12 protein-coding genes and 1 pseudogene are annotated in these 15749 nt (G+C 27.3%); 10 read left to right on the forward strand and 3 right to left on the reverse strand.

The annotated features are described in order from the left end of the window. The 8 genes and pseudogenes from R4K56_RS14815 to R4K56_RS09495 form a co-directional block, all read left to right on the forward strand. A pseudogene (locus tag R4K56_RS14815) lies at positions 1–133 on the forward strand (DDE-type integrase/transposase/recombinase); the annotation flags it as partial. Between the two features lie 187 nt (positions 134–320). After that, positions 321–848 (forward strand): hypothetical protein, encoded by a 528-nt coding sequence (locus R4K56_RS09465; RefSeq protein ID WP_335771738.1) that lies wholly within the window; start codon positions 321–323, stop codon positions 846–848. A gap of 594 nt (positions 849–1442) precedes the next feature. Further along, positions 1443–1898: a PepSY-like domain-containing protein gene (locus R4K56_RS09470; RefSeq protein ID WP_300743296.1), complete on the forward strand. Its 456-nt coding sequence runs from the start codon at positions 1443–1445 to the stop codon at positions 1896–1898. 602 nt (positions 1899–2500) lie between these two features. Then, on the forward strand, positions 2501–2644 hold the full coding sequence (locus tag R4K56_RS09475; protein ID WP_297245480.1) for a hypothetical protein: 144 nt from the start codon (positions 2501–2503) through the stop codon (positions 2642–2644). A 32-nt stretch (positions 2645–2676) separates the two neighbouring features. Next, positions 2677–3060: a PepSY-like domain-containing protein gene (locus R4K56_RS09480; RefSeq protein WP_335771737.1), complete on the forward strand. Its 384-nt coding sequence runs from the start codon at positions 2677–2679 to the stop codon at positions 3058–3060. A gap of 53 nt (positions 3061–3113) precedes the next feature. Next, positions 3114–3869, forward strand: coding sequence for a hypothetical protein (locus R4K56_RS09485; RefSeq protein ID WP_335771736.1), 756 nt, complete (start codon positions 3114–3116; stop codon positions 3867–3869). A gap of 24 nt (positions 3870–3893) precedes the next feature. Next, positions 3894–4520 carry an MBL fold metallo-hydrolase gene (locus R4K56_RS09490; RefSeq protein ID WP_335771735.1) on the forward strand — a complete coding sequence of 209 codons (627 nt, stop codon included), beginning with the start codon at positions 3894–3896 and terminating at the stop codon, positions 4518–4520. A 13-nt stretch (positions 4521–4533) separates the two neighbouring features. Then, positions 4534–5442, forward strand: a complete 909-nt coding sequence (locus tag R4K56_RS09495; RefSeq protein ID WP_335771734.1) for a DUF1848 domain-containing protein — start codon at positions 4534–4536, stop codon at positions 5440–5442. Between the two features lies 1 nt (position 5443). Here R4K56_RS09495 and R4K56_RS09500 read toward each other — a convergent pair whose 3' ends face one another. The 3 genes from R4K56_RS09500 to R4K56_RS09510 all read right to left on the reverse strand — a co-directional run bounded on the left by R4K56_RS09500 (position 5444) and on the right by R4K56_RS09510 (position 8374). Then, positions 5444–7030 carry an FGGY-family carbohydrate kinase gene (locus R4K56_RS09500; protein ID WP_335771733.1) on the reverse strand — a complete coding sequence of 529 codons (1587 nt, stop codon included), beginning with the start codon at positions 7028–7030 and terminating at the stop codon, positions 5444–5446. Between the two features lie 15 nt (positions 7031–7045). Then, complete coding sequence (locus R4K56_RS09505; protein WP_335760472.1) at positions 7046–7849, reverse strand: Cof-type HAD-IIB family hydrolase; 804 nt, start codon at positions 7847–7849, stop codon at positions 7046–7048. 96 nt (positions 7850–7945) lie between these two features. Further along, on the reverse strand, positions 7946–8374 hold the full coding sequence (locus tag R4K56_RS09510) for a PTS sugar transporter subunit IIA (protein ID WP_335756998.1): 429 nt from the start codon (positions 8372–8374) through the stop codon (positions 7946–7948). A gap of 304 nt (positions 8375–8678) precedes the next feature. Between R4K56_RS09510 and R4K56_RS09515 the strand changes: the two genes are divergently transcribed. Both R4K56_RS09515 and bamA read left to right on the forward strand, forming a co-directional pair. Next, on the forward strand, positions 8679–13064 hold the full coding sequence (locus tag R4K56_RS09515; RefSeq protein ID WP_335786906.1) for a translocation/assembly module TamB domain-containing protein: 4386 nt from the start codon (positions 8679–8681) through the stop codon (positions 13062–13064). Next, on the forward strand, positions 13064–15697 hold the full coding sequence (bamA, locus tag R4K56_RS09520) for an outer membrane protein assembly factor BamA (RefSeq protein ID WP_335756999.1): 2634 nt from the start codon (positions 13064–13066) through the stop codon (positions 15695–15697). Before R4K56_RS09515 ends, bamA begins: the two co-directional genes overlap by 1 nt. The last annotated feature ends 52 nt before the right edge of the window (positions 15698–15749 follow it).

A 15749-nucleotide genomic window follows, 5' to 3' on the forward strand; every position in this document is an offset into this window, starting at 1 on the left:
AAAGAATTAACTTTAGAGAAAGCTAATCTAAAACTAAGGAAATATAATAATTTTTGGAATCATAAAAGAATACATTCTAATGCAAAATTATGATACGCCGTTTGTTTACTTTAAGAAATTAAGGAATTCCTAAATGCAATATCTATAGCACCTGTGCAATAATTTTTATTTTTTAGTAAAGATATATTACTATTTTCAATAAAACTTTTAAATTTACTAATATTATCCGTTTCATAAAAATTCATTTTTATGAAAATAAATTTGACTTCTAATATAAAAATGTTATATTTAAGACATATAAAAAATAAAGGAAATAAAAAATGAAAATAAAAATATTTTTAATTATAATGATAATTCTATTTGCGGCATCATGTACCAAAAATAACCCTGCTAATCCTCTTCAAAATACTGATAATGTAACAAAAAATAATGCTGATTCAGATAATACTTCTTCTAAGAATGATATAAGCAGCAGTGAAAATAAAACTTCAGAACCAAATTTTGAAGATGATGGTTATGTAGAATTTAGAGGAAAAGCAAAATTAATTGCTAAAAAATTGGATGGAACAGAACTTACAGAATTTGACCCTGAAAATGTGTATGTTGATATTAATGAAAAAGATAAAAGTGCTGTAGTGAATATACCAACCCCTTTTTATTTTAATAATATTAAGTTGGATAATTCTAAACATACATATTATTCAAGTGATTATAGAGGTGAATATACATTAACTATGAAAGTTGAAAATGATTCTATAACAGAGTTTCAGTTTATAATCTTTGATAAAAGTGAAAATATAAAATATTATTATGAAACTGATAGTTTGTATAAACTTCAAAAAAATTAATTATATTAATTATTAACTGAGTAATTTAAAACAGGCTTTATATTTTAATTATACAGCCTATTTTTTTATATATTTTTTACATATACCAATATATGCACAGATGACATAGATATTGAATTTAAGTATTCCTTAATTTTTTGAAGTAAAAAAACGTTGTATCATAATTTTGCATCAGAATGTATGCGTTTATAGTTCCAAAAATTGTTATATACTGAAAATGTTTAAGTTTGTCAATTCTTTTATTCAACTTTTTCCCGCCGCATACGCTCTGCGGACTTCGTCAAAGTTGCAAAAAGTGCAAATATAAAATTAGTGCTAAATCATACTAAAATTGTATTACATGTAAAATAATTTATTACATTTAAGTTTAAATATAGCCTTTCGCGAAGCGTATCTGAGCTTGTCGAGGATATAGCTTCTTTGTGGCAATACTTACAGTACTTCCTTCAGTCGCAAAAGAACTGGGGGGTGTTACGAAGTACGCAGAGCGGTGGGGCTAGTCCCCACAAATAATAAAAATAATAAAATAATTTTTGACAAAATATATTTGTTTCAGTATATATTTAAAATTATTAATATAAGGAGGAAAGAATTATGACTAAATATAATATAAAATTTTATTTTTTAATATCAATATTATATATAGTGTCTTCCTCATTTATATTTTTTGATGATGAAAGAAATATTCAGTTTGTACCATATACCTCTCTTCCTAATAATATTCAGGAATTCGTAAATACATACTTTAACGAATATGAAGTGTATAGTGCTGCAGTATCCACTCATTATATGGTTATTTTTAAAGGCGGTTCATCTATAAACTTTAATAGAAAAGGCGAATGGACTTCTATAATAGGAAATAGAAAAATAATACAGATAAGTACAGCTGAAAAATTTATTGACAGTAAAATTATGAATATCATAAAAAACAAATATACAAACATAAATAATATATATAAAAGAAGCAAAGGCTATGAATTTAAAGTAGATAATGCATATTACATCTATATAGATTATGACGGAAATATTTTAAAAACAAAAAAAGCCTAAAAATAATACTATAATTTTTTTATAAAAATATGATATTTAAACAGTAAATTATTATATATACCTAAACAATTACATTTTGTCAAAAAACCAATTTATATTTTTGTTGTTATATCTGGGGCTTTGCCACAGACCCCACTTCTTTTGCGACCGTAGGGAGTTGCCTGTGGCGTGCCACATACGAAGTACGCCTACAGCGAGAAGCAGGCACAGCCCGCATCACGAAGTGTGCCTACGGCAGGCGAAGGGCTATATTTTATCTTAAATTAATAATTTATATACATGTAAAACAAAGTCAATATGATTTAGTAGTAATTTTACATTTGCACTTTCGCGAAGCGTATCCGAGTTTATCGAGGATATAAGGTTCTTTTTGCGGCGGGAAAAAGAACAATATAAAAATTGACAAACTTAAAAATTTTCAGTATATAATCACAATTGATAAATAATAAGTATTTATAAAAAAGTTAAAATTATTTGGCTTCGAATACATTTTTGATACTCTATTTTAAGCAATTCTATATACTAATTATAATTGACATACTGCAAATAATATTATATTGTTTAACCCAAAAATTATTACTTAAATTATTAAAGGAGCTTATATGAAAACAAAAGAAGAATTAGTGGAATTTCTAAACAAAAAAATCGACAATAATCAAAATCTTGCAGATGTTCACAATTATATTTTCTTAAAGGCATATTTAGAAGATATGATAGAAAAAGAAAAGAACGAAGAAAATAAATAAATTAATTTCTATTAACTGTAATAAGGATAATTATGGATATTCTTTCATCAAAAAGCCTGCCTCAAAAAGCAAGAAACTTTATAGAAACATATTTCTCTGATTACTATTTATTTAAAGTAACATTTAACTCATCATATAGTGCAGTATTTAAAGGCGGAAGTTCAATCAATTTTAATACAAAAGGAGAATGGACTTCTATAATAGGAAACGGAAATGAAATACCATTTAATATAGTAGAAAAACTTGCTGAAGATAATATTATAGAAAAAGATGTTTTAAAAACTATAAAAGAAAAGTACGAAAGTATTAATATATACAGAATAATAAAAAGAAAAAACAAGTATGAAATGCTTATAAATAACAATATTATCACAATAGATATTGAAGGTAATATTTTAAAAATAAAAAGCGAATAAAATATTAATAAATGCATAGTTGAAATTTGTAATTTTAAGGTTATTATATAATTATGAAAAACATATTGATAATTTTTTTTATATTAAATTCTTTTTTATTGGCACAGTATTATTCATATACTAATATTCCAGATTTTCAAAAAAGTGAATATTTCGTTCATAAAGGAATATCAAGTAAAAAAAATAATGCTGTAATAGTGTATACAGAAACTTCCGTTGATAATAATGGATATTGGAATGTCAAAGAAACTTCTATAAAAGGCTATGTAACAAATAAGTTAAAAGATCCATTCTTACTAGAAGAAAGTATGATGACTAATATTAGAAAATCAGAAATGTATTCTAAAATAGATTTAGAAAATATGAGAACAGTTTATAATAAAACAATAGACTATTATGATTTTGGAACAATGGAGCATACATTTGATATAAGAGGCAAAGTAAATTACACAAATGATGCAGGTTCATTAGCTGTATTTTCTATGTACGGAGTTTATCAAATGGCAAGAACCTTCCCTCTTGATATAACTAATGAAATGAATATTATAATGCCTATGGCTTCAAAAGATAATAAGGTGAAAGTATCAATAGTAAATAATGGAATAAAAAAGATAAAAATAAAAGATGAAGAAAAAGAATGCTATGAAATGGAAATAAAAATAGAAGGCATGCCATTTGCGATATTCCTTCCAAAAATAGCTGCATATATTGAAAAAGATGATAAAACAAGAAAAATAATCAAATACAATACTATGTCTGGTATGCTAGATACTACAGATATTTTTCTTACTGACACAGTAAAAAAATAGGAAATTAATTAGGAGAAAATAATAATGAGTGAATTAAAAGTTGATTGTATAAGTATAAACATGTACGGAATGAATTCTTATGTAGTATCCGTTGATGATGAAGCTATGATTATAGATATAGCAAAATTATCATTCGGATATGATGATTATAAAAAATTATTAGAAGGAAAAAAATTAGTAAGAGTAATATATACACATGGACATTTTGATCATATATCCGGAGCTGATGATATAAGAAAAGAATTTCCAGATGTTCCTCATTGCGTTCATAACTTGGATTATAATTTCTTTCAAGATCCTAATTTAAATGTAAGTGCATATTTAGGAAGCATATTAAAATGTCAAAGTCCTGAAATACAATTTGATGACGGAGATACTTTCAAATTAAAAGACAGAGAGTTTAAAGTAATACATACACCGGGTCATACCGGAGGCGGAGTATGTTTCTATACGGAAGGACATTTATTCTGCGGAGATACTGTATTTGCTTATGGAATAGGAAGAACAGATTTACCTACTGGTGATTATGATGCATTAGAAAAAAGCATAAAAGAAAAAGTATTTACTTTAGATGATGATACTTTATTATATCCGGGACATGATGCTTACGGATTTAAATTATCACAAAGAAAGAAAATGGGTGTGTTTTAATACATTTATATAAATGATAATAAGTGCAAGCAGAAGAACCGATATACCTTCATCGCATTACAAATGGTTTTTAAATAGATTGAAAGAAGGATATGCTATTACTCAAAATCCTATAAGTAAAAATAAATTCTATAAAATACCATTAAATAAAAATATTGTAGATATTATAGTATTTTGGTCAAAGAATCCTAATATAGATTTTTTGAAAGAGGTAAAAAATTTAGGATATAAGTTCTACTTGCATTTTACTATCACGCCTTATAATAAAGATATAGAAAAGAATATACCAGATAAAAATATATTAATAGACAATTTCAAAACTATAAGTAAATTATTCGGTAAAGATAGCATTGTATGGAGATATGATCCTATTATACTAAATAATGATTTTAATATAGATTATCATTTAAAAAACTTTGAAAATTTTGCTGAAAGCTTAAATGGATATACTTATGAATGCATATTCAGCTTTATTCAAATATATTCAAAAATAAAAAATAATATAAGCAATATAAATGATAATAATGAAGACAAAATTATATTAATAAATAAATTAAAAGAAATATCAGAAAAAAATAATATAAAATTAAAATCCTGTTCTCAAGACTTTGATATAACAGAGAAATCATATTGTATAGATAAAAACAGAATACAAAAAATATTAGGCTATACTATAAAAGAAAATAAAGATAAATCTCAAAGAAAATTATGCAATTGTATAGAAAGCATTGATATAGGAACATACAATACCTGTACAAACGGCTGCATATACTGTTATGCCAATTCAAAAAACATATTAAAAGAATATGATATAAATAATGATATTCTATACGATAAAAAAATAGATTATAGTACAGCTGATATAAAAGAAAGAAAAATCATTTATAACAATAAAGAAGATAAACTTTCTCTATTAGAATAAATTAAAAATCCTTCATTATATTTTCATATTTTAATTTATCATTGAACATATCCAAATATATTTCATATTTTTTATTGTAATAATTACTTAATTCTTTATTATGTCTTACAATATCACCAAGTTTTCCCATATTGCTCAAAGCCTCTTTATATGTAGGATATATTCCTGAAGCTATAGAAGCATTAATAGCACTTCCCAAAACAACTGCCTCATCATGACCTGCAAAATAAATATCCTGACAGCAAATATCAGCCAATTCCTGCATATATAAAGAATTCTTCACAGCTCCGCCGCATACTATTATAGAATTGATTTTATATCCATTATTTCTTGCCACTTCAATAATATGTCTTGTACCAAAACATATACTGTCAAGAACAGCCAAATATATTTTAGCCATAGATTCTAAATTTTCAGCCATATCTAAACCAATAATCATTCCTCTAGGTTTATTATCTGCTCTAGGAGATCTATTGCCGTAATGATAATCTAACACATGCAAATCTTTTATTATATACGGATCTTTGTCTCTTAATCTTTTTATTTCATCATTTAATATATCATATATCTTATTATGATTTCCATTTACCTCTTTAAGCAAAGTATTATAATAAGAATGATTTCTTAATGTATAATCAAGCAAACTTCCATAAGCACTTTGTCCGCCTTCATTAAGCCACATATTAGAAACCATAGCATTATAATAAGGGCCCCATATTCCCGGAATAAAAGTAGATTCTTTTCTATTCATCATATGACAAGCAGATGTTCCAGCCACTATAACAAGCACATCATCTGCCTCATCTCTTAAAGAACCTAATCCGCCAGCATGGGCATCTATCATTCCAACAGCAACTTTCACATTTTCAGTCAAACCTAATTCTAAAGCACTTTGTTTTGTAAGATTGCCTGCAAAACTTCCCGGTTCTTTAACTATATTTCCTATTTTATTATCTTCTAATAAATCTTCCAGTCCTATAGATTGAAAGAAACTTTTATCCCAACTATTTTCATGTGCTAAATATGTCCATTTACAAGCCAATGTACATGAACTTCTTGTCTCAGAACCGCATGCCTTATACTGAAGAAAATCTGCTAAATCAAAAAATTTTGCAATTCTTTTATAGGAGCTATTTAAATTGTTTTTTAACCATAAAATCTTTGGCATTTCCATTTCTATGCTTATCTTTCCGCCTACATAATTTAATACTTTATAATTATTAGAATTTATAAATTCAGTTTCTTTTTCAGCTCTATGATCCATCCACATTATTATATTCCAATAATTATCATTATCAGGATTAACACTTACAGGCTTATCATCTTTATCTAATACAACAAGCGAACAAGTAGCATCAAAACCTATAGCAATAATGTCTGAAGGATTAATATTTGATTCTTTTATACTTTCTTTTACTACATAACAAAGACTATCCCATATATCTTCCGATGACTGCTCTACAAAATTTCCAGACATCTTTCTCATCTTTATATCTTTGCTTTTAAATATTACGCTTTCACCTTTCACTGAAAATATACCAGCTCTTACACTTCCGCTTCCTACATCTATACCTATAACATATTGCATAAAAAACTCCTATAATTAAAAGTCTAAATTAAGATAATTATTTATAAACTCACCTACTCCATTTTCTTCATTGCTTTTGGTTATATATTTGCATTTTTCTTTTACTGATTTTTCAGCATTATCTACAGCAACCGATATGCCGGCAAATTCAAGCATTTCTAAATCATTATTATTGTCGCCAAAAGCCATGACATTTTCTCTATTAAGATTATATTTATTTAGTAAAAATTCTATAGCATTAGCCTTTGAAACTTCTTTGTTCATAACCTCTAAATATACTTCTCTTGAAAATGTAAAATACAAATCATTTCCAAATATATTTTGTAATTCAATCTCTATATTTTTTAATACAGCATTTTCACCTATAAACATAAATTTAGTAAAAGAAAAATCTTCTATACCTTCAAAACCAATAATATAATTATGTATCTGTGCTATTGATATATAATAATTAAGCCATTTCTCATCAAAGAAACCTATATTCCATCTATTGCCTAAAAATGATTGATAATATACATTATATTTCTTTGCTATGTTTATAAGTTTCTTTCCAGTCTCAGAATCTAAACTTTTCTCATATATAATATTAGAATCTTTATCCGTTATCATAGCACCATTAAATGATATTAATTCACTATCTATATTCAAATCATATAAAAATTTCAAAGCTGATGATGTAGGTCTTCCAGTAGAAAGTATTATCTTTATTCCATTATTATAAGCACTTTTTAAAACATTTTTATTATAATCACTTATTTGATGATTATTATTTAAAAGAGTTCCGTCTAAATCTAAGGCTATTAATTTAATGCTATTCAAAATATCCTCATCATTATTTAAATAATTTGAACAAAATAATAATTAGTTTATATTTTATATGGAAATAAAAAATATGAAAAAATTTTATGACTTACATTATATTAAATCATATATTTCTAAATCACTTAAATCATCATACATTATTCTTTTTATTTTTTCGCTTTCATTTAATAAATCAGCTATTTCTTCTAATAATTCCTGATGATGTTCATTATTTTCAGCAGCCAATGTAAATAGTAAAAATACTCTGTTTTTTTCATCGAAATCAACACCATCTCTAATTTTTAAAAGGGTAATACCATTCTTTATAACACCATCTTCCGGTCTGGCATGAGACATAGCCATTCCGTCACCAAGTACAATATAAGGTCCTGATTCTTTGATATTATTTACAATACAATCAACATATCTAGGTTCTATGCATTTATTTTCTACTAAAAGCTCAGCTCCCTTTCTTATAGCTTCTTCCCAATTACTTACATTATCAATTATATCTATTTTGTTTCTTATTAACTGTTTTAGCATATTCACACCCCCAAATAATAAACTACTATTATGTATAATATAGTATAGTTTTATTTTTTTTATTTGTCAAATTATATTATTTATGTGTATTTAAGTATTAAAAAATAACTATTCATAGTTTTTAACTGATAAAATCAGAAATTCCGATAATAAGTAATTATAGATATAACAATTTTTCTATAAATAGGTTATATTGTATAATGAAAATAATTGTAAACAATATTTAAAAAAGGACTGCTGAGTGCGTCAAAGAAATAGGTACTCTAGGTTTAGAATGTATATAGCTACAACCTTGTTAGCTTTTATGATACCTGCTTTGTTTAGCGTTTCATTAGTATTGTCAAATAAACAAAAGTATCTTGATAATGTTATAGAATATATAAACAAAGTAAGTCCTATAGATATTTCTGTATCTGATATAAGTATATCCTATAAATTAGAATTAGTACTTGATAATGTTAAGCTATATTCAAAAAATAATCCTGAACCTTTCTTCGATATGAATAGAGCCTCTTTACGTTTCAATTTATTTAGAATATTTATCAAAAGAGACCCTTTATATCTTTTAAGTGATGTTGCTATAGATAATGCTGATTTTTATCCTGTATTATTAGATACCTCTATATTTGGAAGCGGCGGAGGCGGTAAAAACTCTTATGAGGATATCAGAAAACTTATAAATAGTATAACTCCAATATTTATGGATAAAAATATTAGTATAAAGAACTTCTCTACAAAAATAGTAGATAATAGTAACAATGTAACAGAAGCATCTTTAAACTCTTTAGATGGTAATTTTAGATCTTATGGTTATTTTCTTTCATATAATATAGATTTGCCTGATAAAACTACTGTACATTTTTCTTTAGAAAGTAAAACCAATTTATCAGAAATAACTTCATTAATACATGCAAAAGATGAACATGGAGATTTATTTGTATATAATCTGCTATTAACAAACAGCAGTGACGGGGTGCAAGCTAGTTTACAAAATCAAAAAAATAATAATAATTTCTTAAATGTACAATATGACTATAATGAACAAGATATAGGTTTTTCTGCCACAAATATAAAAGTAACAAAAGATACTATATATAAATTCATGAATATTGCTTTGGATACCCCTATAATTTATAGATTTGTCAAATTAGATGAAAAAACAATATCTACAATAAGTAATTCTATAGATACATTCAGAGATCTTGATGTTAATGCCTATGGTAATTATTCATTAACTAATATGACAAATTCATATATAGATTTTGATTTAAGAGTAAGAGATAAATTATTTAATGTGGCAGTTAATGCTGAACTTACAAATAACAGCATAATACTATCCAATGCATACGTAAATGCCTTAGAAGGTAATATAGTAGCAAGCGGAATAGTACCATTAGGAGATCCTGTATCAAGTTTATTATCATTAAATGTAAATAATATAAAAGCTGGAGATAAACCTTTATCTACAAAATTATATTTAAGACCTCTTAAAATAGATGATAAAGAAATTAAATCAAGATTTACAATATCTGAATTTACTTATGCCAATACATTAACAAAACCTTTAGCATTTGATTTTCTATATAATAGAGAAGAAAATGAAATAGGTCTTGATTTAGTAGCAAATAAATATGATCAGCCTTTAAGTGCTAAATTTTCTTTAGATAAAACAAAACCCGTTCTAATAAGTGCCAAAGGTGTAATACCTCAAGATATTTTTATGGTGGCATTGGGACAAAATGTAATAGATAACCTTTCTTCTTTAAATGTAGAATATACTATGAGTAATGCTTTATATACTCAAGATAAAGGAAATGTACATGTATTAAAGGCTTCATCTAAAAAAATATATACAGAAGAATATTTAATAAGAATAGGAGCCTCAGCATATAAAAATGTAATAGAAATCGATGATATTTACTATAGACTTTCAGAAGACGGCGGAATAAATGCAAATGCAAAAATAGAATATGATAAAAACTTTAATGTAAAAATAGAAGGTAATCTCAATACACCAGCAGGCGATTATGGATTAAGCGGATTTTCAACTACATCTACTAATGGAAGCAAGGTAATATATGCTTCCACAGATAAATCAGAAATAATAGCAAGCGGTATAATATCTACAAACGGATTATTGGATTTAAATATAAAAACTCCAAAAACTTTAAGTATAAAAGATATTGATTTAAATATAGATGTAAATGTTAATAACTATACTCAGCAGCCTATATATTTATATGGAAATATAAAGGCTAATAAAAATTTGGCACCTATATTTGCCTTAAATACTCAATTTGAATTATCAAATCAAAGTATAATGTTTACAAACATCATATTAGATTATGGTGAAAACAGAGTATCCGGAAACGGAATATTGGCATCTTCTGACGGAATAAATAAATTTACAGTATTATTAAAAGATATAGAAAATGACGGAATATTGGCATTAGATGCATCAATCAATAAAAACAATGTATACGGAAAAGTGACTATCAGCCAATTACCATTTGATATCAGCGGTCAGGCTTATGGTGTATTAACAGCTAATGCCACATTAATAGGTTTGATGAGCAGTCCTGTTGTTTATCTTGAAAAATTTGATGTTAAAGATTTCCAAATACCGGGTATGAGATTTGATATTTCATTATCCGGTTATTATAAAACAGATGAATTAGAATTAAAGGATATATTGGTAACTAAAACAGGAGATTTTGGTACAGTTTCAGCAAAACCATTCGCCAAAAAACAGCAAATAAAAATACCTTATGCATACTTCTCAAGAGATTTGCAGAATATGAAAGTAGAAGTTAATAATATGACTTTCTTAAGTTCATTTTCCGGTACTATAGATTATAATATGAGAAGATTGCCAGATGACAGACAGGAATTTAGAATACAAACAACACCTATAACAATAAACAAAAGAAAATTACCGGAATTCGGTACAATAATGACTTACAATGGTGAAGATATAATATTTACCAATACAAAAAAACATGGTATTGCAGGTTCTATTACAAAAGAATTAGGCAATACTAAAACAGATTTAGTTTATGTATATGATAATGATGATATGCTCAATATAGACGGAGTTATAAAAAATACTAAAAGAGATCAAGTTGATTTATTAATTACTTCAGACATAATAAATGTAGAAGTATTTGAAATATTTAATGTATTATTCACAGAAATTCACTCCTCACCTACTAACTTTATGGTAGACGGAAATCCATATACATTATATGCCCATATACATGGCGATGCTGATAATGTTGCTATAGACGGAAGATTCTTAGGACATGGTAAAAGAGTAAAAATATCATATTTCAATGATGTATTTGATGACACAATAGTAGATTTCGGATTCAACGGACATATGTTTGATGTTAATAATTTGACATTCACATCTAAGAAAAAGAAAAATTTAAGTATAACCGGTGAAGCAGAAATATTTAAAAATAGTATAAACTATATGGCATTCGATTTATTGTCATCAGATGAACAGTTAGGACTTTTAGACGGTAATCTAAATTTAGGTATTGCTAAGGTTAAAGGCCCTGTACATGTTGATATAACAGTAGGCGGAAATATGGCTGCTCCTAGAATAGGAGGAGTTCTCACTTTAATGAAAAGCGATGTTCAGTTATCAATATCATCTCAAAACACATATAAAGAACGTGTATATGGAATATTGAGTAAAATTTACTGGGATTTCACTATAGAGGCTTGGAAACAGGTTAGAGTTGCCCATAACTTAGTTGGTGATGTATACTTGGAAGAAGGCTCTAAAATGAGAGTTTATAATACTATTATGGACGGTATAGAGCTTGCAGGTACTGTAAATGTAGACAGAGGAAGTATTTATTATCTACAAAATATATATCAGTTAGAAAGCGGTTCTGTTACATTCCCTCCTAATAACAGTTTAGACCCTATAATAACAGCAACAGCATATACATATAAGAAATATTATCCTTCAACAGCTAATTTATCCTCTCAATCATTTGAAAGTGAATTATCCGGTGAAAATGTAACTTTATATATGGAAATGAATTCAAGATTATCACAGTTAGTATCATCTCAAGACGGAGGAATATCACCTGTAAAATTCTACACTATACCTGCATTAGGACAATATCAAGTTAATCAGTTAGCAGGAATACCTCAAGGTACTTTTGGAGACAGAGAAAATCAAATGTTTGCTGAAAGTGCCGCTAATAGAAATACTATGAATAATGACCAATTACAGCAGCTTACTATGAATTATAGCGATTTGCTTTTAAGAAGTACTGTATTAAGACCTGTAGAAAGATGGTTCAGACAGTTCTTAGGTATAGACTATATTAACTTAAGCCCTACAGTAGTAAATAACTTGCTATTTGTTACAAATAATAATAATATAAGTCCTACTTCTATATGGGATAATACAAGCGTTGGTATTGGAAAATATGTTTCTAAATATTTGTATTTAAAATACGATGTTACCTATAGAGTTAATGATACAACAAGACCTAGTGTTAACGGTAAAAACGTGGATCCTTATTATTTTGACCATCAATTTGGTTTTGAAGTATCTTTGCTAAAAAATTATAAACTTGCAAATTTTGTTTTTGAGTATAAAATAAATCCTTTCGATATAAGAGGAAAAGGACAAGATTTTAATATAGTTACTCGGTGGAGATTTTAGTGAATTTTATTAAGAAAAATTGTATTATTCTATTTTCATTTCTTGCACTAACTGCGGCTTTCTTGATAGCTGCTGAAAGTGATTTTGAAAATTTACAAACAGCAAAAAACATAGCTGTATACGAAGGTCTTGAAATAAAGCGTATAGATGTTACAGGAGAATCTAGGCTTACAAAAGATCAAATTATTGGCAGCTTTCCAATAAAGGTTGGAAGTAAATTTAAAAGAGCTGAAATAAATGAAGCTATAAAAAAACTATTTGATACTCAATCATTTGACAGAGTTGCTATTGATGCCAATAGAGAAGATGACGGTGTAGTATTAAATATTGTAGTAGCTGAAAGATACATAATAAAAGACATAGAGTATATTGGAAATAAGCGTTTAAGCAGAACGGCACTTAATGATGCTATAAAGCCAATAATGAAGCCGGGAAATCCGTATATACCTCAAAAACTTAATGAGGCAGTTAATGCTATTATTACTAACTATCAGGATAAAGGCTATTTAAAAGCTTATGTTGAGCCTAAAGTAATAGAAAATAGTGATACTTCTGATGTTGTTATACAAATGAACATAGTTGAAGGAAATGAAGTAAAAGTAGCTAATATAAGATTCCATGGTAATACACATTTCTCTGCTAATGAATTAAAAAGACAAATGTCCACAAAAGAAAATGGATTTATGGCACTCGGTAAATTTAATGAGTTTAAATTTGAAGAAGATAAATCCAAAATTGTAAAGTATTATGCTGACCGAGGTTATTACAGAGCCAAAGTAGATAATGTAAAGTTCACATATCAATGGAGAGATCCGCAGATAAAAAATGAACAGGACTTAATAATAGATATATATGTAACTGAAGGTGATAAATATTATTTCGGGGATATAGGATTTAAAGGCAATTTCATTATATCTTCTGATAATATACAAAAAGATATTAAATCAAAAAAAGGTGCTTTATATAATTATACTTATCATATGACAGATTATCAAGGTATACAAAATAAGTATTCTGAAAGAGGTTACATATTCAGACAAGTTATACCAGTAATTACAGTTAATGAAGAAAACAAAATAGTAAATATAATGTACGATATTGTAGAAAACGATAAAGCACATATAGAAAATATTACTATAGCTGGAAACACAAAAACTAAAGATTTTGTTATACAAAGATATGTTGATATAAAACCTGGTGAAGTATTTAATACAACTAAAATACAAAGACTTCAAGAAAGATTATATAATACACAATTCTTTGATAATATTAATGTTGGAGTTAAACCTGGTTCTGCTGAAGGCTTAATGGAATTGACTTTAAATGTAACTGAAGGTAAAACAGCAATGGTATCAGGCGGAGGCGGTTTCTCTACTGGTTCAGGATTTAAAGTATTCGCTTCTATAAGAGAGAACAACTTCTTAGGTAGAGGATTACAATTAGGATTGAGCGGTGAATTAGGAGAAACACAAAAACGTATAGCTGTTAACTTTGCTGAGCCTTATTTGCTTAATTTGCCTATATATTTAGGTGTTGATTTATCATACTTTAATGAGGGTGTAAATACTGGTTATGAAATAGGAGCAGACTCATTTGGAATACCTAAATATTCATATTATACAAGACATGGTTTTGAAGGTATTGTAAGACTTGGTTATTATTTTGCTGATTATTATTCTACTTTCATAACATTTGATACTATAGTTCAGCAGTATCAGCAGGGTAAAGATCAAGGTGCTAGTGAAGCAGGCCCTAATTATGTACTTAATGATATTAAAAAATATTTAATACATAGAGTAAATAAAAAAGACGGTTCTTTCTTAAGATGGCAAAGTGATTGGTTCACAACATTTATTATATCTTACTCACTTCTTCGTGACAGCAGAAACGATTATCTTAACCCTACAAGAGGAAGTTTCTTAAGAGGTATAGTAGATTTATACTTCGGACATACTCAATTAACAAGAATGAACTTAACAGGATTCTTAGCTATACCGGCAACTGATTGGCTTTCATTTGCATTCTATGGAGAATTAGGTCAAATAATAGCTACTCCTGGACTTCCTTTACAAAATGACGCTGATGTTTTATACTATCTTAACCCATTTGAAGATGTTCGTGGTTGGGATACTTCTAAATATACTATATTTAAGAAAAATAGAGGTTTATCAACTTATGATATGGCAGGAACTCCTAATTCAGATGGAACAGCTACTACTGATTCTTGGAGTTATGGTAGAGCAAAAGTAAGATTCTTCGCTGAACTTCGTATACCTATTGTACCAAAAACATTGGGATTTGTTACTTTCCTTGATGCTGGTCAATTATGGATGCCTGGAAGTACTGGCTGGAATCAGGACGGAGATGCTAAAACATATCCTTCTCAATTTATGGATATTAAGGATATATTTGATCCGTCTCAATACATATATTCTGTTGGTTTTGGTTTAAGACTTACTATACCGATATTCAATGTAAGATTCTATGTTGCTAAAAGATTCGTATACAATAAAGATGATGTCGGTTTTGGTAAAGGCTTCCAAGACTTTGAAGGAGATTCTTATACGCCTCTTGGAAAATGGCTTGGCAGAGGTTGGGGAATTGCATTTACTATGAACCACCCATTCTATTAAGAATATATTATTTTGATAATAATTTTATAATTTATAAATAAAAGGAGATAAA

The sequence above is a fragment of the Brachyspira pulli genome (assembly GCF_036997785.1).
Lineage (GTDB): Bacteria > Spirochaetota > Brachyspiria > Brachyspirales > Brachyspiraceae > Brachyspira > Brachyspira pulli.

Bases quoted from the DNA above. Each gene is read 5' to 3' on its own strand.
- R4K56_RS09465 (WP_335771738.1), top strand. From the start codon at position 321: ATGAAAATAAAAATATTTTTAATTATAATGATAATTCTATTTGCGGCA.
- R4K56_RS09470 (WP_300743296.1), top strand. From the start codon at position 1,443: ATGACTAAATATAATATAAAATTTTATTTTTTAATATCAATATTATAT.
- R4K56_RS09475 (WP_297245480.1), top strand. From the start codon at position 2,501: ATGAAAACAAAAGAAGAATTAGTGGAATTTCTAAACAAAAAAATCGAC.
- R4K56_RS09480 (WP_335771737.1), top strand. From the start codon at position 2,677: ATGGATATTCTTTCATCAAAAAGCCTGCCTCAAAAAGCAAGAAACTTT.
- R4K56_RS09485 (WP_335771736.1), top strand. From the start codon at position 3,114: ATGAAAAACATATTGATAATTTTTTTTATATTAAATTCTTTTTTATTG.
- R4K56_RS09490 (WP_335771735.1), top strand. From the start codon at position 3,894: ATGAGTGAATTAAAAGTTGATTGTATAAGTATAAACATGTACGGAATG.
- R4K56_RS09495 (WP_335771734.1), top strand. From the start codon at position 4,534: ATGATAATAAGTGCAAGCAGAAGAACCGATATACCTTCATCGCATTAC.
- R4K56_RS09500 (WP_335771733.1), bottom strand. From the start codon at position 7,030: ATGCAATATGTTATAGGTATAGATGTAGGAAGCGGAAGTGTAAGAGCT.
- R4K56_RS09510 (WP_335756998.1), bottom strand. From the start codon at position 8,374: ATGCTAAAACAGTTAATAAGAAACAAAATAGATATAATTGATAATGTA.
- R4K56_RS09515 (WP_335786906.1), top strand. From the start codon at position 8,679: ATGATACCTGCTTTGTTTAGCGTTTCATTAGTATTGTCAAATAAACAA.